General features: G+C 71.3%; 19 protein-coding genes and 1 pseudogene. 10 read left to right on the top strand and 10 right to left on the bottom strand.

From position 1 onward, the window contains the following. Positions 1 to 186 precede the first annotated feature (186 nt). The 8 genes from fabG to BMY97_RS08230 all read left to right on the top strand — a co-directional run bounded on the left by fabG (position 187) and on the right by BMY97_RS08230 (position 7,657). Complete coding sequence (gene fabG / locus BMY97_RS08265) at positions 187 to 948, top strand: 3-oxoacyl-ACP reductase FabG (RefSeq protein WP_091614985.1); 762 nt, start codon at positions 187 to 189, stop codon at positions 946 to 948. Continuing rightward, positions 948 to 1,406, top strand: coding sequence for a MaoC family dehydratase (locus BMY97_RS08260; RefSeq protein ID WP_425425240.1), 459 nt, complete (start codon positions 948 to 950; stop codon positions 1,404 to 1,406). Before fabG ends, BMY97_RS08260 begins: the two co-directional genes overlap by 1 nt. Positions 1,407 to 1,491: 85 nt before the next feature. Beyond that, positions 1,492 to 2,517, top strand: coding sequence for a phosphotransferase family protein (locus tag BMY97_RS08255; protein ID WP_091614983.1), 1,026 nt, complete (start codon positions 1,492 to 1,494; stop codon positions 2,515 to 2,517). Continuing rightward, the gene (locus BMY97_RS08250; RefSeq protein ID WP_091614980.1) at positions 2,517 to 3,740 is read left to right on the top strand and encodes an acyl-CoA dehydrogenase family protein; all 1,224 of its coding nucleotides are present in this window, start codon (positions 2,517 to 2,519) and stop codon (positions 3,738 to 3,740) included. The genes BMY97_RS08255 and BMY97_RS08250 overlap by 1 nt, the downstream gene beginning before the upstream one ends. Then, entirely contained in the window at positions 3,737 to 4,921 is a 1,185-nt protein-coding gene (locus BMY97_RS08245; RefSeq protein WP_091614977.1) for an acyl-CoA dehydrogenase family protein, read from the top strand. Before BMY97_RS08250 ends, BMY97_RS08245 begins: the two co-directional genes overlap by 4 nt. After that, positions 4,918 to 6,048, top strand: a complete 1,131-nt coding sequence (locus BMY97_RS08240) for an acyl-CoA dehydrogenase family protein (protein WP_091614975.1) — start codon at positions 4,918 to 4,920, stop codon at positions 6,046 to 6,048. Before BMY97_RS08245 ends, BMY97_RS08240 begins: the two co-directional genes overlap by 4 nt. A gap of 166 nt (positions 6,049 to 6,214) precedes the next feature. Further along, positions 6,215 to 7,066: an alpha/beta fold hydrolase gene (locus BMY97_RS08235; protein ID WP_091614973.1), complete on the top strand. Its 852-nt coding sequence runs from the start codon at positions 6,215 to 6,217 to the stop codon at positions 7,064 to 7,066. Between the two features lie 42 nt (positions 7,067 to 7,108). Beyond that, on the top strand, positions 7,109 to 7,657 hold the full coding sequence (locus BMY97_RS08230; RefSeq protein ID WP_091616154.1) for a GrpB family protein: 549 nt from the start codon (positions 7,109 to 7,111) through the stop codon (positions 7,655 to 7,657). A gap of 339 nt (positions 7,658 to 7,996) precedes the next feature. Here the strand turns inward: BMY97_RS08230 and BMY97_RS08225 are convergent, their stop codons facing one another. Then, positions 7,997 to 10,171 (bottom strand): protease pro-enzyme activation domain-containing protein, encoded by a 2,175-nt coding sequence (locus BMY97_RS08225; RefSeq protein ID WP_177231239.1) that lies wholly within the window; start codon positions 10,169 to 10,171, stop codon positions 7,997 to 7,999. A gap of 181 nt (positions 10,172 to 10,352) precedes the next feature. After that, positions 10,353 to 11,651: a helix-turn-helix domain-containing protein gene (locus BMY97_RS08220; protein ID WP_091614970.1), complete on the bottom strand. Its 1,299-nt coding sequence runs from the start codon at positions 11,649 to 11,651 to the stop codon at positions 10,353 to 10,355. Between the two features lie 56 nt (positions 11,652 to 11,707). Here BMY97_RS08220 and BMY97_RS46935 point away from each other — a divergent pair, with 56 nt between their 5' ends. Further along, on the top strand, positions 11,708 to 13,342 hold the full coding sequence (locus BMY97_RS46935; protein WP_091614967.1) for a helix-turn-helix domain-containing protein: 1,635 nt from the start codon (positions 11,708 to 11,710) through the stop codon (positions 13,340 to 13,342). Between the two features lie 41 nt (positions 13,343 to 13,383). Here the strand turns inward: BMY97_RS46935 and BMY97_RS08210 are convergent, their stop codons facing one another. The 5 genes and pseudogenes from BMY97_RS08210 to BMY97_RS08190 form a co-directional block, all read right to left on the bottom strand. After that, a complete protein-coding gene (locus BMY97_RS08210) occupies positions 13,384 to 13,971 on the bottom strand; it encodes a TetR/AcrR family transcriptional regulator (protein ID WP_091614964.1) in 588 nt (195 codons plus the stop codon). Further along, positions 13,971 to 14,945, bottom strand: a complete 975-nt coding sequence (locus BMY97_RS08205; protein ID WP_091614961.1) for a phosphotriesterase family protein — start codon at positions 14,943 to 14,945, stop codon at positions 13,971 to 13,973. The genes BMY97_RS08210 and BMY97_RS08205 overlap by 1 nt, the downstream gene beginning before the upstream one ends. Before the next feature lie 2 nt (positions 14,946 to 14,947). Continuing rightward, positions 14,948 to 16,607, bottom strand: a pseudogene (locus tag BMY97_RS46930) (AMP-binding protein). A 77-nt stretch (positions 16,608 to 16,684) separates the two neighbouring features. After that, a complete protein-coding gene (locus BMY97_RS46925) occupies positions 16,685 to 16,930 on the bottom strand; it encodes a hypothetical protein (RefSeq protein ID WP_091614959.1) in 246 nt (81 codons plus the stop codon). Beyond that, positions 16,930 to 18,366 (bottom strand): MFS transporter, encoded by a 1,437-nt coding sequence (locus tag BMY97_RS08190; RefSeq protein ID WP_091614956.1) that lies wholly within the window; start codon positions 18,364 to 18,366, stop codon positions 16,930 to 16,932. Before BMY97_RS08190 ends, BMY97_RS46925 begins: the two co-directional genes overlap by 1 nt. Positions 18,367 to 18,626: 260 nt before the next feature. On the opposite strand from BMY97_RS08190, the gene BMY97_RS08185 reads away from it, so the two are divergent. Continuing rightward, positions 18,627 to 19,436 (top strand): enoyl-CoA hydratase-related protein, encoded by an 810-nt coding sequence (locus BMY97_RS08185; protein WP_245787215.1) that lies wholly within the window; start codon positions 18,627 to 18,629, stop codon positions 19,434 to 19,436. Positions 19,437 to 19,492: 56 nt separating this feature from the next. On the opposite strand, the gene BMY97_RS08180 is transcribed toward BMY97_RS08185, so the two are convergent. The 3 genes from BMY97_RS08180 to BMY97_RS08170 all read right to left on the bottom strand — a co-directional run bounded on the left by BMY97_RS08180 (position 19,493) and on the right by BMY97_RS08170 (position 23,918). After that, complete coding sequence (locus BMY97_RS08180; RefSeq protein WP_091614950.1) at positions 19,493 to 22,171, bottom strand: lectin; 2,679 nt, start codon at positions 22,169 to 22,171, stop codon at positions 19,493 to 19,495. 224 nt (positions 22,172 to 22,395) lie between these two features. Further along, a complete protein-coding gene (locus BMY97_RS08175; protein ID WP_091614948.1) occupies positions 22,396 to 23,169 on the bottom strand; it encodes an SDR family oxidoreductase in 774 nt (257 codons plus the stop codon). Then, entirely contained in the window at positions 23,166 to 23,918 is a 753-nt protein-coding gene (locus tag BMY97_RS08170) for an SDR family oxidoreductase (protein ID WP_091614944.1), read from the bottom strand. Before BMY97_RS08170 ends, BMY97_RS08175 begins: the two co-directional genes overlap by 4 nt. Between the last annotated feature and the right edge of the window lie 19 nt (positions 23,919 to 23,937).

The following is a 23,937-nucleotide window of genomic DNA, read 5'->3' as shown; positions in this document are numbered from 1 at the left end:
TCGCGCAAATCGCATGATAAGCGTACGCTTACCGCCGCTGCCCCGGGCGACGGCGGCGCCGGTTGGCTACGATCCGGGCACCACGACCGCGGCTCGCGGGGCGGGGCACCGGAGGACCCTCCCGGCCGGCGTGCCCGGTCCCGGCAGCAGCGGAAACCGCTCTTTCTCAACGACGAGGAGTTCCCCGTGACCGATTCCCCCTCCCGCGTGGCCATCGTGACCGGGGCCGGCCGTGGCATCGGCGCCGCGGTCGCGCGCCGGCTCGCCGCCGACGGGTTCGCCGTCGGCCTGCTGGACCTGGACGAGGCCGGGGTGAAACAAGGCGCGGAAGCGATCGCCGCCGACGGCGGGAAGGCCGTCGGCGTGCCGCTCGACGTCAGTGACGCCGAGCAGGTGGACGCCGCCGTCACCCGCGTGGCCGAAGAGCTCGGCGCGCCGACGGTGCTGATCAACAACGCCGGCATCACCCGCGACAACCTGCTGTTCAAGATGACCGAGCAGGACTGGGACTCCGTGCTGGGGGTGCACCTCAAGGGCTCGTTCCTGATGGCGCGCGCGGTGCAGAAGTACCAGACGCAGGAGAAGTGGGGCCGGATCGTCAACCTGTCCAGCACCTCCGCGCTGGGCAACCGCGGCCAGGTCAACTACTCCGCGGCCAAGGCGGGCATGCAGGGCTTCACCAAGACCCTCGCCATCGAGCTGGGCAAGTTCGGCGTCACCGCGAACGCGATCGCGCCGGGCTTCATCGCCACGGACATGACCGCCGCGACGGCCGAGCGGATCGGCATGGGCTTCGAGGAGTTCAAGGCCGCGGCCGCCGCGCAGATCCCGGTGCAGCGCGTCGGCACGCCCGAGGACATCGCGAACCTGGCCTCGTTCCTGGTCAGCGACGGCGCCGGCTTCATCTCCGGCCAGGTTATCTATGTCGCCGGCGGGCCGAAGGACTGATGGCCGTGCGCGTGTTCTCCGACATCTCCGAATTCGCCGGCGCGGTCGGCGAGCACCTCGGCGAGAGCGACTGGCACACGATCGGCCAGGACCGGGTGCAGCTGTTCGCCGACGCCACCGGCGACCACCAGTGGATCCACCTCGACGCCGAGAAGGCGGCGCAGGGCCCGTTCGGCGCCACCATCGCGCACGGGTTCCTCACGCTGTCGCTCATCCCGATGTTCGGCCCGGAGATCTACCGGGTCGACGGCCTGAAGATGGGCATCAACTACGGCCTCAACAAGGTGCGCTTCCCGCAGCCGGTGAAGGTCGGCTCGCGGGTGCGCGGCAGTGCCGACCTGGCCGAGGTCACCGACGTGCCCGGCGGGAAGCAGGCCGTGGTGCGCTGGACCGTCGAGATCGAGGGCGAGGCCAAGCCCGCCTGCGTCGCCGAGATGGTCGCCCGGCTGATCGCCTGAGCCGGGCCGTGGCCGGGTCCCGATCCGGCCGCTGTACGACATACCGACTAGTCGGTACCGTGACTCGAAACCCTGAGGAGCCTCGATGACCCCGACCGACCCGCCCGGCCTCGACCTCGGCCGGCTGCGCGCCCACCTGGACGGGCAGCGGCCCGGTCTCGTCACCGGTGAGCTGAGCGCCGAGGTGGTGCAGGGCGGCCGGTCGAACCTCACCTACATCGTCACCGACGGGGCCGGGCGGTGGGTGGTGCGCCGCCCGCCGCTGGGCCACGTGCTGCCGACGGCGCACGACATGGCCCGCGAGTTCCGCGTGATCTCGGGCCTGCACGACACCGCGGTGCCGGTGCCGGAAACCGTCGTACTGTGCCAGGACGCCGACGTGCTCGGCGCGCAGTTCTACGTGATGGAGTTCGTGGCGGGCACGCCGTACCGCAGCGACAAGCAGCTGGCCGAGCTCGGTCCCGCGCGCACCCGCGCGATCGCCGACGCGCTGGTCGACACGCTCGTCGACCTGCACGCGGTGGACCCGGCCGCGGCCGGGCTCGGCGATTTCGGGCGCCCGGACGGGTTTCTGGAGCGGCAGCTGCGGCGCTGGAAGAAGCAGCTCGACGGCTCGCGCAGCCGCGACCTGCCCGGCGTCGACACGCTGCACGACCGGCTGGCGGCGAAGCTGCCGGTCTCCGGCCCGCCGTCGATCGTGCACGGCGACTACCGGCTGGACAACGTGCTCGTGGACGGCGACGACCGGATCACCGCGGTGCTGGACTGGGAGATGTCCACCCTCGGCGACCCGCTCACCGACGTCGCGCTGCTGGTCGCGTACGCCGAGCGGGACAAGGTCTCGCTGCAGATGGTGTCCAACGCCAGCTCCGCGCCCGGCTACCCGAGCACCGACGAGGTCGTGGCCCGCTACGCCGAGCGCTCGGGGCGGGACGTCTCCGCGCTCAACTGGTACGTCAGCTTCGCGTTTTTCAAGCTCGCAGTGATCCTGGAAGGCATCTACTTCCGCTACAGCAAGGGCCAGACCGTCGGGGCGGGCTTCGAGAACGTCGGGTCCGGCGTCGTCCCCCTCATCGCGCACGGCAACGAGTCGCTCAAAGAGGAGAAGTAATGGAGTTCGCGTACGACGCCGTCACCGAGGAGCTGCGGGGGAAGCTCCTCGAGTTCATGGACTCGCACATCTACCCCGCCGAAGCCGTGTTCGAAGAACAGCTCGCCGCGAGCGACGACCCGTGGACCACCGCGCCGATCGTCGAGGAGCTGAAGGCCGAGGCCCGCAAGCGCGGCCTGTGGAACTTCTTCCTGCCCGGCGAACAGGGCGCGGGGCTGACCAACCTGCAGTACGCGCCGCTGGCCGAGATCACCGGCCGCAGCCCGCGGCTCGCGCCGACCGCGGTGAACTGCGCCGCGCCGGACACCGGCAACATGGAAGTACTGCACATGTTCGGCACCGAGCAGCAGAAGAAGCAGTGGCTGCAACCGTTGCTGGACGGCGAGATCCGGTCAGCGTTCGCGATGACCGAGCCCGAGGTGGCCTCCTCCGACGCGCGCAACATCGCCACCAGCATCCGGCGTGACGGCGACGAGTACGTGATCAACGGCCGCAAGTGGTACATCTCCGGTGCGATGAACCCGAACTGCAAGATCTTCATCGTGATGGGCAAGACCGACCCCGAGGCCGCCCCGCACCAGCAGCAGAGCATGATCCTGGTCCCGCGCGGCACCCCCGGCCTGACGATCAAGCGCGGCATGCGCGTGTTCGGCTACACCGACGGCGACCACGGCGGGCACGCCGAGGTGCTGTTCGAGGACGTGCGTGTGCCGGCGGAGAACCTGATCGCCAGCGAGGGCGCCGGGTTCGCCGTCGCGCAGGCCCGCCTCGGCCCGGGCCGCATCCACCACTGCATGCGCGCCATCGGCATGGCCGAGCGCGCGCTGGAGCTGATGTGCCGCCGCACGCTCTCGCGGCAGGCGTTCGGCAAGCCCATCGCCGACCAGGGCGTGGTGCAGGACTGGATCGCCGAGTCCCGCGTGCGCATCGAGCAGCAGCGGCTGCTGGTGCTCAAGACGGCGTGGCTGATGGACACCGCGGGCAACCAGGGCGCGCACACCGAGATCCAGTCGATCAAGATCTCCACCCCGATCCAGGTCGAGTGGATCCTGGACAAGGCGATCCAGGCGCACGGCGCCGGCGGCGTCAGCCAGGACTTCCCGCTGGCCGAGCTGTGGGCGGGGGTGCGCACGCTGCGCCTGGCCGACGGCCCGGACGAGGTGCACAAGCGCTCGCTGGCCCGCCGCGAGCTGAAGAAGTACCGCACGGAGACCGCTCGATGACCGTCACCGCCGAGGACCTGCGCGCCCACGTCGAACGGTTCCTCGCCGCGCACGACCCGAAGACCGCCGACCGGCTGGAGTTCCTGCGCGCCCGCTTCGACGCGGGGCTGGCCTGGGTGCACTTCCCCGAGGGCCTGGGCGGGCAAGGTGCCCCGCGCGCGCTGCAGCCCGGGGTCGACGCCGCGTTCGCGGAGGCCGGGGCGCCGGACAACGACCCGCGACGGAACGTGATCGGCCTCGGCATGGCCGCGCCGACCATCCTCGCCTTCGGCACGCCGGAGCAGAAGCAGCGCTACCTCCGTCCACTGTGGACCGGTGAGGAGGTGTGGTGCCAGCTGTTCAGCGAGCCGGGCGCGGGCTCCGACCTCGCCGCGCTGGCCACCCGCGCGGTGCGCGACGGCGACGACTGGATCGTCACCGGGCAGAAGGTGTGGACCTCGGGCGCGCACCACGCGCAGTGGGCCATCCTGGTCACCCGCACCGACCCGGACGTGCCGAAGCACCAGGGCATGACCTACTTCCTGTGCGACATGACCGCGCCCGGGGTCGAGGTGCGGCCGCTGCGCCAGATCACCGGCGAGGCCGAGTTCAACGAGGTGTTCCTGACCGAGGTCCGGATCCCCGACAGCCTGCGGATCGGCTCCGTCGGCGAGGGCTGGAAGGTCGCGCAGACCACGCTGATGAACGAGCGCGTGGCCATCGGCGGCAGCGCCGTGCCCCGCGAGGGCGGCCTGATCGGGCTGGTCGCGCAGACCTGGCGGGAGCGGCCCGAGCTGCGGACGCCGGAGCTGCGTGACCGGCTCGTGCAGCACTGGGTGGAGTCGGAAGCGTTGCGGCTGGCGGGATCGCGGTTGCGCCAGCAGCTGGCCGCCGGCGCGCCCGGGCCGGAGGGCTCGGCGATGAAGGTGGCGTTCTCCGAGCTGAACCAGCAGCTGACCGGGCTGGAGATCGAGCTGCTGGGCGAAGAGGGCCTGCGGTACGACGACTGGACGTTCCGCCGTTCCGAGGTGGTCGATTTCACCAGCCGCGAGCCCGGTTACCGCTACCTGCGCGCGAAGGGCAACTCCATCGAGGGCGGCACCTCGGAGGTGCTGCGCAACATCATCGCCGAGCGTGTGCTGGGGCTGCCGTCCGAGCCGCGGGTCGACAAGGACGTCGCTTGGAAGGACCTGCCCCGATGACTTCGACCGAGTTACCCACGCCGGATCTGCTGTATTCGGACGTCGAGGAAGACTTGCGCTCGTCCGTGCGTGATCTGCTCACCGACCGGGTCGCCCCGGCGGCGCTGCTGGCCCGGGTGGAGACAGCCGAGCCGTACGACCTGAAGCTGTGGAAGACCCTCGCCGCCGACCTCGGCGCCGCCGGGCTGATGGTGCCCGAGGAGCTGGGCGGCGCCGGCGCCACGGCGCGTGAGGCCGCCGTCGTGCTGGAAGAACTGGGCCGCAGCGTCGCACCGGTGCCGTTCCTCGGCAGCGCGGTGCTCGCGACGACGGCGCTGCTCGGCGCCGACTCGGCCGACCCGGTGATCGGCGAGCTGCTCCCCCGGCTGGCCGGCGGCGAGCTGACCGGGGCGCTGGCCGTTCCCCTGACGACCGCGCCTGGGGCGGAGTTCCCGGCGACAGTCACGGTCAACGCGGACGGCACGCTCAGCGGCCGCGTCGGCACGGTCGTCGACGCGTCCGTGGCCGAGCTGCTCGTGGTGCCGGCCACCGGACCGGACGGGCCGGGGCTGTACGCGGTGGAGGCGGCTTCGGCCACGGTGACGGAATTGGTGTCGCTGGACCTGACCCGCCGCGTCGCCGACGTCGTGCTGGAGAACGCGCCGACGCGCCGGTTCACATCCGGCGACCAGGCGGTCGCGGCACTGGACAACGCCGTGACCACGGCGGCGGGGCTGCTGGCCTCGGAGCAGACCGGGCTCACCGAATGGGCGCTGACCACGACGGTGGCGTATCTGAAGGGCCGGTACCAGTTCGGCCGCCCGGTCGGCGGGTTCCAGTCGCTCAAGCACCGGCTGGCGAACCTGTACACCGACCTGGTCAACGCCCGCGCGACCGCCCGGTACGCCGCCGACGCCCTCGCGGGCGGCTTCGACGTGCCGATCGCGGTCGCCGTGGCGCAGGCCCGCGCCGCGCCGATCGCGGTGCACGCGGTCGAGGAGGCGATCCAGCTGCACGGCGGGATCGGCATGACGTGGGAGCATCCCGCGCACCTCTACCTCAAGCGCGCCAAGAGCGACGAGCTGGCGTTCGGCACCCCCGGCCGGCACCGCGCGCGGCTGGCCGGCCTGGTCGGCCTGCCGGCCTGAGCCTGTTACGGATGACGCTTTCCTTGCGCCGTGCGAGGAAGGCGTCATCCGCCGCGGGACGTTTGTGGCTATTGTGGACAGTGGTGGGCACTGCCCGTCCGAACAGGCGGCAAGACTGCACTTTTTCCGGTAGCGCCACCGGCCCGGGGTTCGTAGCCTGGCGATCATGGTCACGGATCTCGAGCGGCTGACGATCACCGTCGGCACGCACCGGCACAGCGCGCTCGCGGCCGGTCCGGAGGCCGGGGACCTCGTCCTGTTGCTGCACGGCTGGGCGGAATTCGCCGATTCGTGGACCGCGGAGCTGACCGCGCTGGGCGAAGCGGGCTACCGCGCGGTGGCCGTGGACCAGCGGGGGTACGCCTCGGCCGCGCGGCCGCAGGACGTCGACCAGTACTCGGTCCGCCACCTGGTCACCGATGTCATCGCGTTCGCCGCCGCGCTCGGCACCGACCGGTTCCACCTGGTGGGCCACGACTGGGGCGCCATGGTCGGCTGGGCGCTGGCCAGCGCGCACCCCGACCGGCTGCGCTCGTTCACCGCGCTGACCTCCCCGCACCCGGCCGCCCTCCGCCAGGCCGCGGAGGTGGACGAGCAGCAGCAGCAAACGCTGTCGTACCTCAAGTTCTTCCGCCGCCCCGACGGCCGCGCCGAGGCCTACCTGCTCTCCGACGACTGCGCCCAGCTGCGCACGCTGTACGGCGATCGCCTGCCCGCCACCCAGGTCGAACGCAACCTGGCGCGACTGACCGAGCCGGGCGCGCTCACCGCGACCCTGAACTGGTACCGCGGCCCGGACGGCGAGTTCGACCTCCCGGGCGGCCGCATCGCCGTGCCGACGCTGTACCTGTGGGGCGCCGAGGACCCGCGCTTCGGCCGCACCGCCGCCGACCTCACCGCGGGTTTCGTGGACGGGGAGTACCGCTTCGTGGTGATCGAAGGCGCGAGCCACTGGCTGCCGCAGGAGTCGGCGGACGCGATCCTGCCGTTGCTCCTGGATCACCTCAAGCAGCACTGAAGCCGCCGTTTTCTGTCGGTGGCCGCCGGTAACGTGCGCGGGGTGACCGATCCTCCGCCCTGGGCCTTCGAAAAACCCGAGATCCACCCGCCCGACCCCTCGTGGGCGGCGCGGGGCGCGGCCGTGCGCGCACGGATCGCGGACCTGCTCGCCCCCTGGCTGGCCGAAGGCGTCGACCACATCGGCTCGACGTCGGTGCCGGGCCTGGCGGCCAAACCGGTGCTCGACGTGATGGCTTCGGTGCGCGACCTCGACGAGGTGGTGGCCGCCGCCCGCGCCCGACTGGAACGCGAGGGATGGTGCTACGTCCCGCCGGACCTGGATGTCGGCGCCCCCTGGCGGCGCTTCTTCGTCCAGCCCGACGAAACCGGCCGGCACCGGCGCGCCCACCTGCACGTCCTCCCGTCCGGCCACCCCCGCCGAACCGCCCAGCTGACCTTCCGCGACGCCCTCCGGGCCGACCCGTCCCTGGCCGCGGAGTACACGGCCCTGAAACGGGAATTGACCCGCACCGCGAGCGACCGGGAGGCTTATACGCAAGGGAAAACCGAGTTCGTGCACCGAGTTCTGGCCCTGCGGCGGGAAGATTAGGGCGCGGGGCGCCGATGCCGGCGATGCGAAGGGAAAGCCGAACGACAGGCCACCGACGCGGGTGGAGGGCGCCGACGCGGGCAACGGCCACTGATGCGACAGGACGGCCGAACCCCACCACGCCGATGCAGGCAACGGCGCGGCAATGGCGCGGGCAGCGGCGCGGCAGAACCACCGAACCAAGTCCACCCCACGCGGCCGGACGACCGAACCACGTTCACCGATGCGGCCGAACACCCGAGCCGTCCCCGTCAAAGCCCCGGAAACCCTTGGGCCACCGGCAAAAAGGAGCGCCGCGCGGGATCCGGTCCCGTGCGGCGCCCCTCCTTGCCGGAGTGATCAGCCGTAGATCTGGAACCCGAACGTCACAGAACCGTGGGCTCCGTTGGCCTCGGTCGCGGTGGCGGTCACCGAGTAGGCGCCGGCCTTGGTCGGTGTGCCGGTGATGGTGCCCGAAGCGCTGATCGACAGGCCCGGGGGCAGGCCGGTCGCCGAGAAGGTGACCGGGCCGTTGTCACTGGCGGTGGCGGTCAGCTGGACCGTCTGGAACAGCGGGAAGTTCACAAAACCCCACTGGCTGCCGGGGTCGGCGACCGAGACGGTGCCGGTCGGCGGGGTGCCGACCGTCCACTTGAACGCGGTGTTCCCGGACGCCTTGGTGTCGTCGGTGGCCGTCACGGTCACGTTCGAAACCGCTTGGGTGGTCGGCTTCCCGGTGATCACGCCGGTGGCCGGGTCGATGGCCAGCCCGGCGGGCAGCCCGGAGGCGGCGTAGGTCAGCTTGGCCGACGCGGCCGAGTCGGTCGCCTTGATCGGCAGACTGACCGTGTCGCCCGGCTGGCTCGACTGGTCACCCGGGTTGGTCACCGAAACCGTGTCGCCGGTGGGCGGGGTGCTGTTGCCGAGCGCGGTGAACAGGCCGTTGCCGTCGTAGGTGCCCCAGCCGGTCACCTGGTCGTAGCCGGTCTTCGCGGAGAAGTCGCCGTTGCTGCCGGAGGTGATGTCGTGGAACGCCGAGGCGTACGAGCTGCCGTTGCCGACGCCGTAGATCGCCGCGTCCGGGTTGCCGAGCTTGGCACTGGCCTTCTGGTTGTACAGCGTCGCCCAGCCCGCCCACATCGGCGCGGCGCAGCTGGTGCCGCCGTACTGCGCCCAGCCGCCGTTGGTGTAGACCGCGTAGCCGGTCTGCGGGTCGGCGTCGAGGGCCACGTCCGGTTCGGTGCGCTTGCCGCCGACGCCGGTCTGCCAGCTCGGCGCCGGGAACTGCGTGGACGTGCCGCCGCCGGAGCCGCTCCAGCCGCGCTCGGAGCCGTAGGTGTTGTTGCTGCCCACGGTGAGCGTGGTGCCGCCGACGCCGGTGACGTTCGGCGACGTGCCCGGCCAGCCCGCGGAGACGACCCCCGAGCCCGACGTGCTGCGGGTGCAGCCGCGCGAGCCGTCGTCGCCGGTGGCCACGAAGAAGCTCTGGCCCTGCGCCGCGCCCTGCTTGTAGCCGTTGTCCACATTGGTCATCTGCGAGCTGGAGATGTCCTTTTCGCAGATGCCCCAGGAGATCGACACGACCGGCGCCTTGTTCTCCTGCACGATCTGGTTGACCATGTTCAGCTCGCCGCCGTCGTCGTTGGCGGCCTCGTACACCAGGGTGGCGGCCTTCGGCGCCATCGCCTGCACCAGCTCGATGTCGAGGTCGACCTCGGCCTCGCCGCCGCCCGGGTTCGAGTCGTAGTTCTGGCCGTTGACCGGCACCGTCACCGGCGCCGACGAGCCGAGGTTGTAATTCTGGTCATAAGCGGCGATATCGGACTTCTTGTACCCGTCGAATTCGTACAAAGCGACCGTCTGCCCGGTTCCGTCGGCGCCGATCGGGTTCGTGTTGTAGATCGACCGCAACGCCGTCGGCCCGAGGCCGGAAATGTTCGGATTCGCCTTCGGCACGGAAACCGCGTCGTGCTGCCGGACGGCATAATTGTCCAGCCCGGAAATACCCTGGACGACGCCGGCGACCACGGCGGGCAGCGAGGGCGCGCCGTCGTTCGCGAAGAACCGGCGGTGCTGGGCCGGGTCGTCGTAGACTCCGATGGACGTCGAGAACGCGCTCGCCAGCTGCGCCTCGGTGCCGGTCGCGTCGACCACCTGGCCGGACACCCCGGTGACCCGCAGCCCCTTGCCCCGCAGGTAGGTGGTGACGCGGTCCTGGTCGGTCTTCGTCGGGCCGTAGGCGGCGCCGAACTGCTGCGGCGTCAGGTAATGGCCGTACGCCGGCGACGCCGGGTTCGCGACGTCGGCGAGGAACTTGTCCAGCCCCGCGGAGTTGTGGAGCTTCAGCGCCACGGCGACCGGAACCTGCTGGGCGGCGGGCAGGTCGCCGACGCGCTGGCTGTGCGCGAGGGCGGGGCTGACGCTGCCGGGCAGCGCGACCTGCGCGTCCGCGGCATAGGCCGTTCCGGTGAAGGCGGCGGCCAATATGGGTAATGGCGCGATTCCGAGCCCGAGCGCGCGGAGTCTTTTGTTCATGGTGGTCTCTCCCGATGGGGTTGAACGGGCACAACGCATTCCCCGCCGAGCTGGTCCGCGACGGGAAGGGGTGTTCGGGGAGTAGCGCATCATTCGAGTTGACTAGTGTTAACCAACTTGATGCATACGCAGTAAAGGTCATACCGGCCGAAGCCGTCAACAGACCTTCGGAGGGTTCCGGTCAGGCGCGGGTCTGCGAGGCCACGCTGCGGGCGCCGCGGCGCAGCACCTCCAGGGCCTCGGCCGTCTTTCCGTTGCGCAGCAGCAGATCGCCGTACAGCCGGCAGGTCCGGCCGAGGTCGTAGACGATCCCGGCCCGGGCGTAGCGCTCGAGGGCGCGCTCCAGCAGGCGCCCCGCCTCGGTCAGGTCGCCGTCCGCCCCGGCCTGCAGGCCCAGGATCCGGTCCGCCTCGGCCATCCCCGCGGGCAGGTCGAACCGGGCGTACGCTGCACCCGCGCGGGTGGCCAGCGCGACCGCGCGGTCCCGGTCCCCGCGGCGGCGGCAGACGTCGGCCAGCTCGAGCGCGACCCCGGCCGCGTCGTGGAGCCGGCCCACCGCGTCGAAGATCTCCAGCGCCAGGCCCAGCTCGGTGCCGGCCTCGTCGAGGCGCTCGGCCTGGCTCAGCGCATACCCCCGCGACCAGTGCACGCTGCCGGACTCGCTGTCGAGGCCGAGTTCGGCGAAGGTGCGCCGCGCGATCCCCCACCAGCGGTCGACCTCGGCGAACCCCTTGGTCTCCAGCACCCGCTGCCCGGCTAGGTCGTAGAAGGTCGCGATCCACTCGCGCCGCGACGCCCGCCGCGCGACCGCGAGCCCCTCCTCGATGGTCTCGTGCATCCGGCCGAGCGCGCCCAGCTCGTGGTACGGCGTGATCAGGCCGGCCAGCAGCCACAGCTCGGCGTCGGGGTCGGCCGGCGTCTCGGCGCGGACCTCGGCGAGCCCCTCTTCGAGGTGCGTGATCGCGGCGGCCGCGGACTCGACGTTGAGCAGGCACTGCGCCCGCCGCCGGACGATCCAGGCCCGCACGGATGCCGGGGCGCCGCCGGCGAGTTCGCCCGCGCGCTCGTACGCGAGCTGCGCCGCCCGCATCCGGCCCTGGTGCAGCTCGACCTCGCCGAGGCAGATCCGCGCGCGGCATTCGACGATCGGCAGCCGGTAGCGCCGCGCCGTGCGCTCGACCGTCGCGAACACCTCGACCGCCGCGTCGACCTCCCCCCGCGACAGCGACCGGCGGCCGCGCTCGAGTTCGACCGTCAGCTCTTCGGCGGCGCCCGGGGGCCGCCCGTGGCGCAGATCGTCGGGCTCGACGCCGAGCCGGGTGGCGAAATAGCCCAGCGCCTCGGCCGACGGCTCCCGGCCGCCGGCCTCGACGGTCGCGAGGAATCCGCGGGTGTACCGGGGCGCGGCGAGCTGCTGCTGGGTGAGCCCCAGCTCGACCCGCAGTCGCTGGAGCCGCTGCCCCACGCCCTCCATGGTCATCACCGTTATCCTGGCCGCGGTCGGAAACACCAAGGCTAGCCGGGACGGGGCCGAAGATGGCGCAGCGGGACGAGGAGACGGTGGGCCGCCGGATCCACCGGCTGCGCACCGGGCTCGGCCTGACCCAGCGTGAACTCGCAACGCCCAGCTACACCCCCGGCTACGTCTCGGCGGTCGAGAGCGACCGCCGCAAGCCCTCGGCCGAAGCCATGCGGCACTTCGCCTTCCGGCTCGGGCTGGACCTGGAGGAGCTGGCCACCGGCCGCACCGCGGACCCCGTCGCCGGCCAGGAACTGGCCCTGCTGGAAGCCCTGATAGCCGGCGACCGGCAACGGCTCGCCGCACTCGCGACCGGCCCGGTGAAAGCGCGGGCCCTCACGGACCTCGCCACCCTGACCCCCGAGGCGGCCCCGCTGCGCGAAGGGGCCACCGCCCTACTCACCAACGAGCCGCCTCACCTGCGGGTCGAGGCAGCCCCACCACACGAAGAAACCACCACCCCGCTCACCAACGAACCACCCCGCCTACCGGTCGAGACAGCACCACCACACGAAGAAGCCGCAACCCAGCTCGCCGACGAACCACCCCAGCTACGGGCCGAGGCAGCCCCACCACACGAAGAAACCACCACCCCGCTCACCAACGAACCACCCCGCCTACCGGTCGAGACAGCACCACCACACGAAGAAGCCGCAACCCAGCTCGCCGACGAACCACCCCAGCTACGGGTCGAGGCAGCCCCGCTGCACGAAGAAACCACCGCCTCCCTCGCTGACGAACCACCCCACCTACCAGCCGAGACAGCCCCGCTGCACGAAGAAGCCACCACCCTCCTCGCCGACGAGCCGCCTCACCTGCGGGTCGAGGCGAGTGCGGGCCGGGCCGTGCGGTTGCGGCGGTCCGGGGAGTTCCGGTATGCGCGGCACCTGCTGCGCACGATTCGCGACGAGCTGCACGAGTCGGGCCATCCCGACCCGGCCGCGCTCGTTTTCGTCGACGCGCACCTCGCCGCCTGCGACGTCCAGGTCGGGGACGACAGTTCCCCGGCCGCGGCGGAGGCCCTCGCGCTGGCCCTGCCGAGCCCGGAGCTCAGCCGCGACCTGAACCTGCGGCTCGCGCGCACCCTCCTGGCGGCCGGCCGGTTCGACGACGCCCGCGTGGCCGTGGCGCAGGCACGCGCGGCCCACCGTCAGCTGGGCTTGCGAGCCGAACTCGCGCTGTGCCACCAGGCCAGGGCCCGCACCCGGCAGGCCGCGGGCGACCTTTCCGGCGCCGCCGCCGATCTCGGCCAGGCCCGCGCGATGCTCACTGCGGGCGGGGAGTACCAGGCGGCCGCCGACGTCGGCACGGAGCTGGCGGGGGTGCACCGCGAGCTGGGCAACCTCGCGGGCGCCCGGGCCCTGCTCGAAAACGTGCTCGCCACGGCGGAACCGGACACAAGCACAGCCGCGCGGGCACACCGTCAGCTCGGGCTGCTTTTGCTGCCGGGCGGAGAAAACACGGCCGCCGAACAGTCCCTCCGCACCGCAGTGTCGATCTTCGAACGGACCGGCCCCGGCCACGACCTGGCCCGGGCGCTGCTCGACCTGGCCGACGTACTGGCCGCCCACGGCGACCCCGGCGCCGCGGCCGAGGCGTTGAGCGCGGGCCTGCGCAGCGCGGAACGCATAGCCCGGTCCGCGACCGGCTGAACCGGATTCGACCACTGTGGACACTGGAATGCCCCGCGGTTTCAGGCTTCCGGCCTCAGCATCGACAGCAGCAGGTCGGCGAAGTGGTCCCCCACCTCACGGGCGCCCAGCGGCCCGCCGCGCCGGTACCAGCTGCCCAGGTGGTGCACGGAGCCGAAGAAGAAGTCCACCACCAGATCCGCCGGCTTGTCCGCCCGGAAGTCCCCGCCGGACTGGCCCTCTTCGATCAGGCGGCGGAAACGCTCGTGGTACCGGCGGCGTTCCGCCCGCACCGCCTTGCGCTTCTCCGTGCTCAGCTGGTGCATGGACTGCAGGAAAATCGTGTTGTCGTCCAGGTTTTCGATGCTGCTGACGACCACATCGGACGCCGCGGTGGCGAGGCGGGCGCGCAGCGGGGCGTCGCTGTCGGCGACCTTTTCCAGCTGGGCCGTCTGCTCGCGCAGCACGCGGGCGTAGATCTCGTAGAGCAGGTCGTCCTTGGAGCCGAAGTAGTGGTACATCGCGCCTTTGGTGACGCCCGCCGCCTCCACGATCTCCTGCACCGACGTGCGGTCGAAGCCCTTCTTCGCGAACAGTTTCGTCGCCTGCTGAAGGAGACGGCGCGGGACCGCGGCCTGCTCGCTCACCATCAGTAGCCGCTCCCCCGGGTCAGGAACCGCTGCGGGTTGTCGACCAGCATCTTGGTCAGATCGGCTTCGGCGACGCCGCGGGCGCGCAGGGCCGGCAGCACGTCGTTGACGATGTGCAGATAGTGCCAATTGGGTAGCACCGCCTCGCGCACCGGCGCCTCCAGCCAGTCCATGTAGCACGACGCGTCCTGCGAAAGCACCATGCTGCCCGCATAACCGCGCTCGCACAGCGCCGCGACCGTCGCCACGCGTTCCTCGAACGGCAGGAACGAGTCGATCCCGAACCGGTCCATGCCGAGCAGCGAGCCGCGGTCGGCCAGGGCCGTCAGGTAGTCCAGGTCCGTCGTGTCACCGCTGTGCCCGATCAGCACCTGAGCCAGATCGACGCCTTCGGACTCGAAGATCTCCTGCTGCTCCAGCCCGCGCCGGGTGCCCGCGTGGGTGTGCGTCATGATCGGCGCGCCGGTGGCCCGGTGCGCCTTCGCGACGGCCCGCAGCACCCGCTCGACGCCCGGTGTCACCCCCGGTTCGTCGGTGGCGCACTTGAGGATCCCGGCTTTCACCCCCGTGCCGGCGATGCCCTCGGTGAGGTCGCCGACGAACATCGCGACCATCGGGTCCTCGCCGCCCAGCATCGTGCCGGGCCCGCGCAGCGAGAGGTAGTGCGGCAGCTCGTTGTAGGTGTACAAACCCGTCGCCACCACGATGTTCAGCTCGACCTCGGCGGCGATCCGCTGCACCCGAGGGAGGTAGCGGCCCAGCCCGATCACCGTCGGGTCGACGATCGTGTCGATCCCCGCGGCCTTGAGCGCCCGCAGCTTCCCGATCGCCTCCGGCACGTGCACCGCCTCGTCGAACCCGTCGTGCTCGGGATAGTTGGCGACGAATTCCGGGCTCAGCACGAAGATGTGCTCGTGCATCAGCACCTTGCCCAGGTTCTCGGGCGCCACCTCGCCACGCACAGTGTCGACCACCGTCACGCTCCTTCCGCACCGCGGGCACGCAGTTCGCGCCGCAGGATCTTGCCGCTGGCGGTCTTCGGCAGCTCGGGCAGCACCTCGACCGTGCGCGGGTATTTGTAGGCGGCCAGCCGTTCCTTGCAGTACGCCACCAGCTCCGCGGGATCCGCCCGCTCGCCCGGCGCCGGGCTGACGTACGCCTTCACGGTCTCGCCGCGGTATTCGTCCGGCACGCCCACCACGGCGGCCTCGCGCACCGCGGGATGGCTGTACAGCACGTCTTCCACCTCACGCGGCCACACCTTGAACCCGGCCGCGTTGATCATGTCCTTCTTGCGGTCCACGACGTAGACCCAGCCGCGCTCGTCCATGAAGCCGATGTCGCCGGTGAGCAGGCGGCCACCGGGCAGCGCCGCGGCCGTGGCGTCCGGGGCGTTCCAGTAGCCGGGCACCACCATCGGCCCCTCGACGGCGATCTCGATCGGCCTGGCCCGGCGGCAGCTCGGCGCCGTCGTCGGTGAGGATCCGCACGATCGTGCCGGGCACGGGCAGGCCGATCGAGATGGTGCCGGACGCCGGGTCGACGGGCGCCTCCAGGCCGCGCGGCACGACGACGCAGCCCGCGGTGGTCTCGGTGAGGCCGTAGCCATTGTGGATATAGCGCCCGAAACGCGAACGGAACGCCTCCACCACCGCCGGCGGCAACGCCGCGCCACCGGAATACAGCGCATCGAACGACTCGAAGTGCGCGGGCGACGCCGCCGGGTGCGCCATCAACGCCATGTACGCGGTCGACGGGCCGACCATGTACACCGGCCGGTGCTCCAGCAGCGCGTCGAGGACCACGCCGGGCTCGAACCGGTAGGCGAGTGCGAGAGTCCCCGCGACCTCGATCGCGTACGCGACTTCGCACACCATGCCCGTGATGTGAAACAGCGGCGCCAACGCGAAGAGCGCCACGCCTGTTTCGCTCCCCGAGGAGCCGGCAAGCAGCGCCGCGTTGGTGCCGACGTTGCCGTGGGTGTTGGTGGCGCCCTTGGGTTTCCCGCTGGTGCCGGAGGTGTAGCTGATCAACGCGACGTCGTCGAGCGCGGGGCGGGCCTCCTCCACCGCGCCGGTCGCCGAGCGGGCGGCCACGAGCAGATCGGCCGCGCCGGGCGTCTCCTGCCGCGTGGCCCCGCCGAGCACCCGCTGGTCGTCCCGGGTCTGGAAGTCCAGCTCGCTGGTGGTCAACGCGATCTCGACCGGGCTGCCCGGGACCAGCGCGCCGATGTAGTCGTGCCAGCCGCGCTGCGAGCAGACGATCGCCTTGACGCCGGCGTCGGCGAGCACGTGGGTCAGCTCGCCCGAGCGGTACATCGGGTTGACCGGCACCACGATGCCGCCGGCCTTCCACGCGCCGAGCAGCGCGAGCACGAACTGCGGGATGTTCTGCAGCACCAGGGCGAGCCGGTCGCCGGGGCCGAAGCCGGCCGAGCGCAGGTGGCGGGCGACGCCGTCGGACAGCTCGTCCACCTCGCGATAGCTGAGGCGGGCGTCGAAGTACGCGATGGCCGTGGTGTCCGGCACCTGCGCGACGGTCCGCCGGAAGGTGCCGAGCAGCGTGGTCGGCGTGACCTCCGGGACGGGTTCGTCGCCGTAGCTCGCCAGCCACGGTTTCGTGTCGTACCAGCCCATCGCGTGACCTCCTTTGGACACCGACCAGTCGGTATGGAGACGCTAGAGAGCCGCCGGAGGTCCGTCAAGCACGGAAGTCAGTGGTGGCTCAGCACCATCAGCACCACGATGACGGCCAGCCCGGCCAGCATCGCCACGACCACCCGGCCCGAGCCGGGCGGGCCGCCACGACGGCGGCCGGTGGGGATGTAGCCGCCGTCCGCGGGCGTGTAGTGGTGATGGTGCCCGCCGCCGTGATGCCCGTGATGCCCGCCGCCGTAGTGTCCGCTAGCATGATGCCCGCCCCCGGGATGCCCGCCGCCGGCGCCGCCGTCGTGGCCCATCAGTCCTTCTCCGGCCAGGTGCCGTTCGCGGACGCCGCGACCAGCTCGCGCGCCTCTTCGTCGGTCTCCACCGTCGGGCCGGAGCCGGCCAGCGACCGGCGCGCGGTCTCCCGCATGAAGAACGTGCAGACCGCGCCGATCACCCCGGCGATGATCAGGTAGTAGGCGGGCCAGTTCAGGTCGCCGGTGCCGGAGACGAGCGCGCTCATCACCGTCGCGGTCGTGCCGCCGAACAGCGAAACCGAGATGTTGAACGCGATGGACAGCCCGCCCGCCCGGATGTGCGTCGGGAACAGCGCGGGCAGCGTGGACGGCAGCACCGCGGAGAACAGCACCAGCACCAGGCCCATCAGCAGCAGGCCGAAGAACGTGGCGACGTCGCCGCCGGCCCGCACCAGCAGCACGGACGGGAGCGAAAGCACCACCAGCCCGGCGCAACCGGCCATCACGACCGGGCGACGGCCCACCTTGTCCGACAGCCGTCCCACGAACGTGATCACCACCATCAGCACCACCAGCACGACGATCTGCAGGATCTCCGAAGACGTGGTGCCGACGCCGGCGCCGTGCGCGGGCAGGGCGTCGGTGAGGTAGGTCGGCATGTAGCTGGTCAGCATGTAGTTCGTGACGTTCCAGGTGAGCACCAGGCCGCCGCACAGCAGCATCGCGGGCCAGTACTTGGTGAACACCGCGCGCAGCTCGCTGCCCAGCGACTGCACCGGTTTGCGCTCTTCCGAGTTCTGCAGCTGGGCGAACGCGGGCGACTCCTCCAGCCGCTGCCGCAGGTACAGCCCGACCGCGCCGAGCGGCAGCGCGATCAGGAACGGGATCCGCCAGCCCCAGGTGAGCAGCTGCTGCTCGGTGAGCACCGCGCTCAGCACGGTCGCGATCGTCGCGCCGAAGGCGTAGCCGGTGAGCGTGCCGAACTCCAGCCAGCTGCCGAAGAACCCGCGGCGGCGGTCCGGCGCGTACTCCGCGATGAACGTCATCGCGTTGCCGTACTCGCCGCCGGTCGAGATGCCCTGCAGCAGCCGGGCCAGCAGCACCAGCATGGGCGCGGCGATGCCGATCGCGCCGTAGCTCGGGATGACGCCGAGCAGCAGCGTGCCCAGCGCCATCAGGATGACCGTGAGCGACAGCACGCGCTTGCGGCCGATCCGGTCCCCCAGCGGCCCGAAGATCAGCCCGCCGAACGGCCGGATCAGGAACGAGACCGCGAACACCCCGAACGTCGCGATCTGCCCGGTCGCGGGCGGCAGGTCGGTGAAGAAGACCTTCTGGATGGTCGTGGCCAGGTACCCGTAGACGCCGAAGTCGTACCACTCGGTGATGTTGCCGACCGCGGCCGCGCCGACGGCTCGTCTGATCACCGAGGGATCGGTGACGTGGACGTCCTCCACCGTCAGTTTTCCGGCTGTGTCTCCCGCGTCGGACATCAAGTCTGCCTTTCGGTACCGCTGATCGATTCGAAGATGACTACCCACGGTCCGCCCCGGTTACACCTTCGAATCCGATGACTTCGCAGCGTGATCTTGCCGGTACCGGACGGAACCCGCTGAGCCAGCTCGCCCGATTCACCCCTTTTATGGACTTATGCCGGGAAAGTCTGCCCGTTGTCACTCGGCCCGGAAGGCCGCCGCGCGTACGCTCGGCCGGGCCCGCGAACCGCCGGGAGCGCCGCGTCGAGGAGGCAGTGTTGCCCGCTGAAGAGTCCACTGTGGATGGTGTCCGGCACGGCACGGACGGGCCGGTCGCCACGATCACCTTCGACCGGCCGGAGCGCAGCAACGCGATGGACCGGGCCATGCAGGTGCGCTACGGCGCCCGGCTGCGCGAGGCCGACGCCGACCCGGCCGTCCGCGCGGTGGTGGTGACCGGGGCCGGGCGCGCCTTCTGCCCCGGCGCGGACCTCGGCCTGCTGGACAACACGCCCGATGCCCCGCCGGTGACCGAGGACGACCGGGAGGGCTACCGCGACGTGCTCGCCGCCGCGTTCGTGCGGGTCCCGGTCGTCGCCGCGATCAACGGCGGCTGCGCGGGCCTCGGTTTCGTCATCGCGTGCGCCGCCGACGTGCGCTTCGCCGCCGCGGGCGCGAAGTTCACCACGGCGTTCGCGCGCCGCGGGCTGATCGCCGAGTACGGCGTCGCGAAGCTGCTGCCGGAACTCGTCGGCCGCGGTCGCGCGCTGGACCTGCTGCTGTCGGCCCGCACGTTCACCGCCGAACAGGCGCTGGAGTACGGGCTGGTGCAGGAGGTCGTGCCCGCGGGCGAGCTGGCGTCGCGCGCGCACGCCTACGCCACCGAACTCGCCGCGTACAGCGCCCCGCGCTCGATGGCGACGATCAAGGACCAGGTCGCCCGCGAACCGGCGATGCCGCTGGAACGCTCCGCCGTGACGTCGACCAGCCTGATGCTGGAATCCTTTGCCCACCCGGAAGTCGTCGAGGGCGTGGCCAGCTGGAACGAACGGCGGCCGCCGCGGTTCCCGCCCTGCCCCGGAGCGTGAAAGTCCCCGTCACCCCGGAAAGCCCGGGGTGACGGGGACCGTTTCGGCGGCGGGGGTCAGCCGTGCGCCCAGCTCTGCGCCGCGGTGCCGTTGCAGGTGTGGATCTGCAGCTGGGTGCCGTCGACCGTGCTGGACTGCGGATCGTCGAGGCAGCGCCCGGAATTCGGGTTCACCAGCGAGCCGTTGGCCCCGGGCTGCCACACCTGCGCGACGCTGCCGTTGCAGTGCCACCGCTGGACCGGGGTGTCCTCGGCGGTGCCGCTGTTGGACACGTCGAGGCAGCCGCCCTCGGCCTGCAGGGAACCGTCCGGCGCGGCGTACCACTGCTGGGCGCCGGTGGGATTGCAGGTGTAGACCTGCACCTTGGTGGGACTCGCCGTGCCGCTGTTGGAAACGTCGGCGCACTTGCCGGCGATCCCGGACTTCAGCGTACCCAGGTGCGGCAGGCTCCCGCTCTCGTACGAGGGCGGCGGGCCGGAAGCCGCCCACCCCGTGTTGGCCGTGGTGCCCAAGGTGAACGCGAGCGTGCCGCCCGCCGTGATCGCCGAGGTCGGGACGTACGCGTTGTTCCACGCCCCGCCGTTCCAGGTGGCGCTTTGCACGTACGGCGCGTTGTCGGCGGCGGTCGGCGCGTTGACCGTCAGCGTTTTCCCGCTGGGCAGCGTGGTCACGGACTGCGTGAACAGCGGGCTGCCGAGCGCGAGGTCCGCCGTGCCCGGTGTCATCGGGTAGAACCCGAGCGCGGAGAAGACGTACCACGCGCTCATCGCGCCGAGGTCGTCATTGCCGGCCAGGCCACCGGGGGCGTCGGTCCAGATCTGGTCCTGGGCCTGGCGCACGACCTTCTGCGTTTTGTACGGCTGCCCGACGTAGTCGTACTCCCACGGCAGCTCCAGGCTCGGCTCGTTGCCGAGGTCGGACTTGCTGCCGTCGCCGTAGTGGAAGTCCGAGAGCACGCTGTCGAGGTAGCTGATCAGCGAAGCGTTGCCGCCGCGTGCTTTCGCGAGACCGGCCACGTCGAACGGCACCATGCCGGTGTACTGCCACGAGGTGCCCTCGACGAAGCCCGACTGGCTCTTCGGGTCGAATCCGCCGCTCCACGCGCCGCTGGAGTCCTTCGGCTGCATGAAACCGCTGGCCGGGTTGAAGGTGTTCTTCCAGTTCTGCGCGCGGCCGGCGTAGAACGCCTGGTTCGCCGTGTCCCCCAGCGCCCCGGCGAACGCCGAGACCGCGAAGTCCGCGGAGTCGTACTCCAGCTGGGTGGAGACCGGGCCGTAGGCATTGCAGCATTCGTAGTTGCTGTCGACGTTGCCCGGGATGTAGCCGGGCGAATTCAGGTCGGTGAGCCAGGGCCGGTCGTTGTTCGGCTCGCTCGCCTGGTGCTCCATCGCGGCCAGTGCCGCGGCGGTGTCGAACCCGCGGGCGCCGAACGCGTAGTAGTTCGCGAGGATCGGCGCGGCCGGGTCCCCGACCATCACGTCGGTCTCGCCGTTGTTCTGCGCCCACTTGGGCAGCGTGCCGCCCTGGTCGTAGTCGGTGATCATGGACTGCGCGATGTCGCCGGTCTCGGCCGGCGCGACCAGCGCCGAAAGCTGCGCCTGGGTCCGGTAGATGTCCCAGCCGGAGAAGTTGGCGTACTGCGCCTTGTGTCCACTCGCGACGGTGTGCACCTTGGTGTCGAAGCCGATGTACTGGCCGTTGGAGTCGGAGAACACGTTGGGGTGCAACAGGGAGTGGTACAGCGCGGTGTAGAAGATCCGCTGCTGCGCCGCCGTGCCGCCGCCCACCTGGATGCGCCCGAGCATCGAGTTCCACGACTCGTGCGCGGCCTGCTTGGTGCCGGCGAAGTCGAACGACGGGAGGTCGGCCGCCCGGTTCGCCACCGCGTTGGCCACCGACACGTAGGACACGCCGACCTGCGCCTGCACGGTGGGGTTGGAGGTGGTGTCGAACCGCACGTAGGAGCTGGCGGGCCCGGCCGCCGGAGCCGCGGGCTTCGCCGCCGCGGCCTGGCCGTGCAGCTTGCCCGGCTCGGCCTTCGGCGTGACGGCGGGCGCCGCGGCGGTGCCGCTGGTCGCGAACGGCCGGTCGAAGACCAGGTCGAAGTAGAGCGTGTAGGTGAAGCCGGCGCCGCAGAAGTGCCCGGAGGTCACCGAGCCGGACACCTCCGTCGGGCTGACGACGTTCCAGGTCTGGTCCGAGGTGCCGTTCTGGCTGCCGTTGAGCTTGAAGACCAGATTGGACTGGGTGCTCGACGGGAAGGTGAACTTGGCCATGCCGGACCGCAGCGCGGCAGTCAGCTCGGTTTTCACGCCATTGTCGAGTCCGACGGAGTAATACCCGGCGGTCCCGGACTCATTGGCGTGCGAAAACGAATCCTTGGCCCCGGCGTCCACGCCGCCGACGGTGGGCAGAATGGGGACATCGCCGTCCGCGCCACACCCCGGACCGGACAAATGCGTCAAACTGAATCCGGTGATGGAATTATCGTTGTATTCGTAGCCGCCGCCGCTGGGGCGGCTGGGGGTGTCCGGGCTCCACTGGACCATGCCGAACGGCACGTCCGCGCCCGGGAAGTCGTCCGCCTGGTTGGAAGTGCCGATGAACGGGTTCACCAGCGAAGCCGGATCGGAGACCAGGGTCGCGGCCCCGGCCGGGGCGGAAACGGGAATCGCGAGCGCGGCGGCCAGCAGGCCCGCGCCGGACAATCTCAGTAATAGTCGACGCTTGCCCATGTCTGCTCGTCCTTCGCTCCGGAGCCGAGTTGTTTCGCCGAAGTGCGATCGAAACGGTCCTCGGGGCGCGCGGGCGGTGTCAAGATCAGCCCGGTTTCCTGTCGTGTTCCGGACAGCAGTGGATCAACGCGTCTGCGCTGCCCGGCCGAAGGCGAAGGAATGAATTCCGGCAGCGGCCGGGAATCGGCCGGCGGGCGCCGTGAGACGCCCGCCGGCCGCCGTGATCAGCCGTGTTCGGGCAGCTCTTCCATCTTGCGCTGCAACTTGTTCATACCACCCAGCCAGCGGTCGGTCTGGGTGGCGCGCGCCGCGTAGTACTGGGCGACCTCCTCGTGCGGCAGCACCAGGAAACGCTCCTCGCCGATCGCGGTGAACAACGCGTCGGCCACCTGCGCCGGCTCGATCGCCGACGCCTCCATCAGCAGCTTGCCGCGCTCGCCGGTGCTCTCCAGCATCGCCGTGCGCACCCCCTGCGGGCAGATCGCCTGCACGGTCAGGCCACGATGGCGGTAGGTCGCGGAAAGCCATTCGGCGAAGGCCAGCGCGCCGTGCTTGGTCACCGAGTACGGCGCGGAGCCGAGGCTGGTCAGCAGGCCCGCGGCGGACACCGTCGCGATGAAGTGCCCCTTGCCGCGCTCAAGCCAGGCCGGCAGCAGCAGCCGGGCCGCGCGGACGTGCGACATCACGTTGACTTCCCAGGTGCGCGCCCAGTCCGCCTCGGTCGACTGCTCGCCGCCGAACGGCGCGATGCCCGCGTTCGCGCAGAAGACGTCGATCCCGCCCAGCGTCTCGCGCGCGGCGGCGATGAGCTTCGCGACGCCGTCCTCGCTCGCCACGTCACCGGCGAACGCGGTCCCGCCGACCTCGGCCGCCACTTCGGCGGCGGCGTCCCCGTTGAGGTCCGCGACCACGACCCGGGCGCCGTCGGCGGCGAACCGCCGGGCCAGCGCCGCACCGATCCCGCCGCCGCCACCGGTGACGACGACCCCGGCGCTCACAGGCCGCCGACCAGGGTCACGCCACCGTCGAGCACGATGGTCTGGCCGGTGATCCAGCCCGCGTCGGCGGACAGCAGGAACGCCACCGCGCCGGCGATGTCGGCGGGCACGCCGAGCCGTTTCATCGGGTACGCCGAGGCGACCTCCTCCTCGCGGCCCTCGTACAGGGCCGTCGCGAATTTGGTCTTGACCACTGCGGGCGCCACGGCGTTCACGCGGATCTTCGGCCCCAGCTCGGCGCCGAGCTCCTGGGTGAGCCGGATCAGCGCGGCCTTGCTGACGCCGTACATCCCGATGCCGGGCGAGGCCCGGATGCCGGCGATCGAGGCGATGTTGACCACCGAGCCGCCGTGCTCGCCCATCCAGGCGTCGCGGGCGTGCTTGATCCAGGACAGCGGCGCGAGCACGTTGACGCCGAGGATCTTGGCCGCGGCCGCCGGGTCGATGTCCAGGGTGGCGCCGAGGACGGGGTTGATCCCGGTGTTGTTGACCAGCATGTCGACCCGGCCGAACCGCTCGACGGTTTTCGCCACCGCCTCGCCCTGGTGCTCGACGTCGTCGGCCTTGCCGGGCACGGCGATGGCGAAGTCGCCGCCCCCCAGCTCCGCGACGGCCTCGGCCAGCGGCTCCGGCTTGCGCGCGGTGATGCACACCTTCGCACCCCGCTCGACCAGCTCCTTCGCGATGCCGAGCCCGATCCCCCGGCTGGCCCCGGTGACAATCGCCACGCGATCCTTGAACGAGTTCACAACACTGGTCTCCTGTCCT

Source organism: Amycolatopsis saalfeldensis (assembly GCF_900110575.1).
GTDB classification, from domain to species: Bacteria; Actinomycetota; Actinomycetes; order Mycobacteriales; family Pseudonocardiaceae; genus Amycolatopsis; species Amycolatopsis saalfeldensis.
The sequence above is the reverse complement of the archived record's forward strand: the minus strand, read 5'-3'. Positions and strand labels throughout refer to the sequence as shown.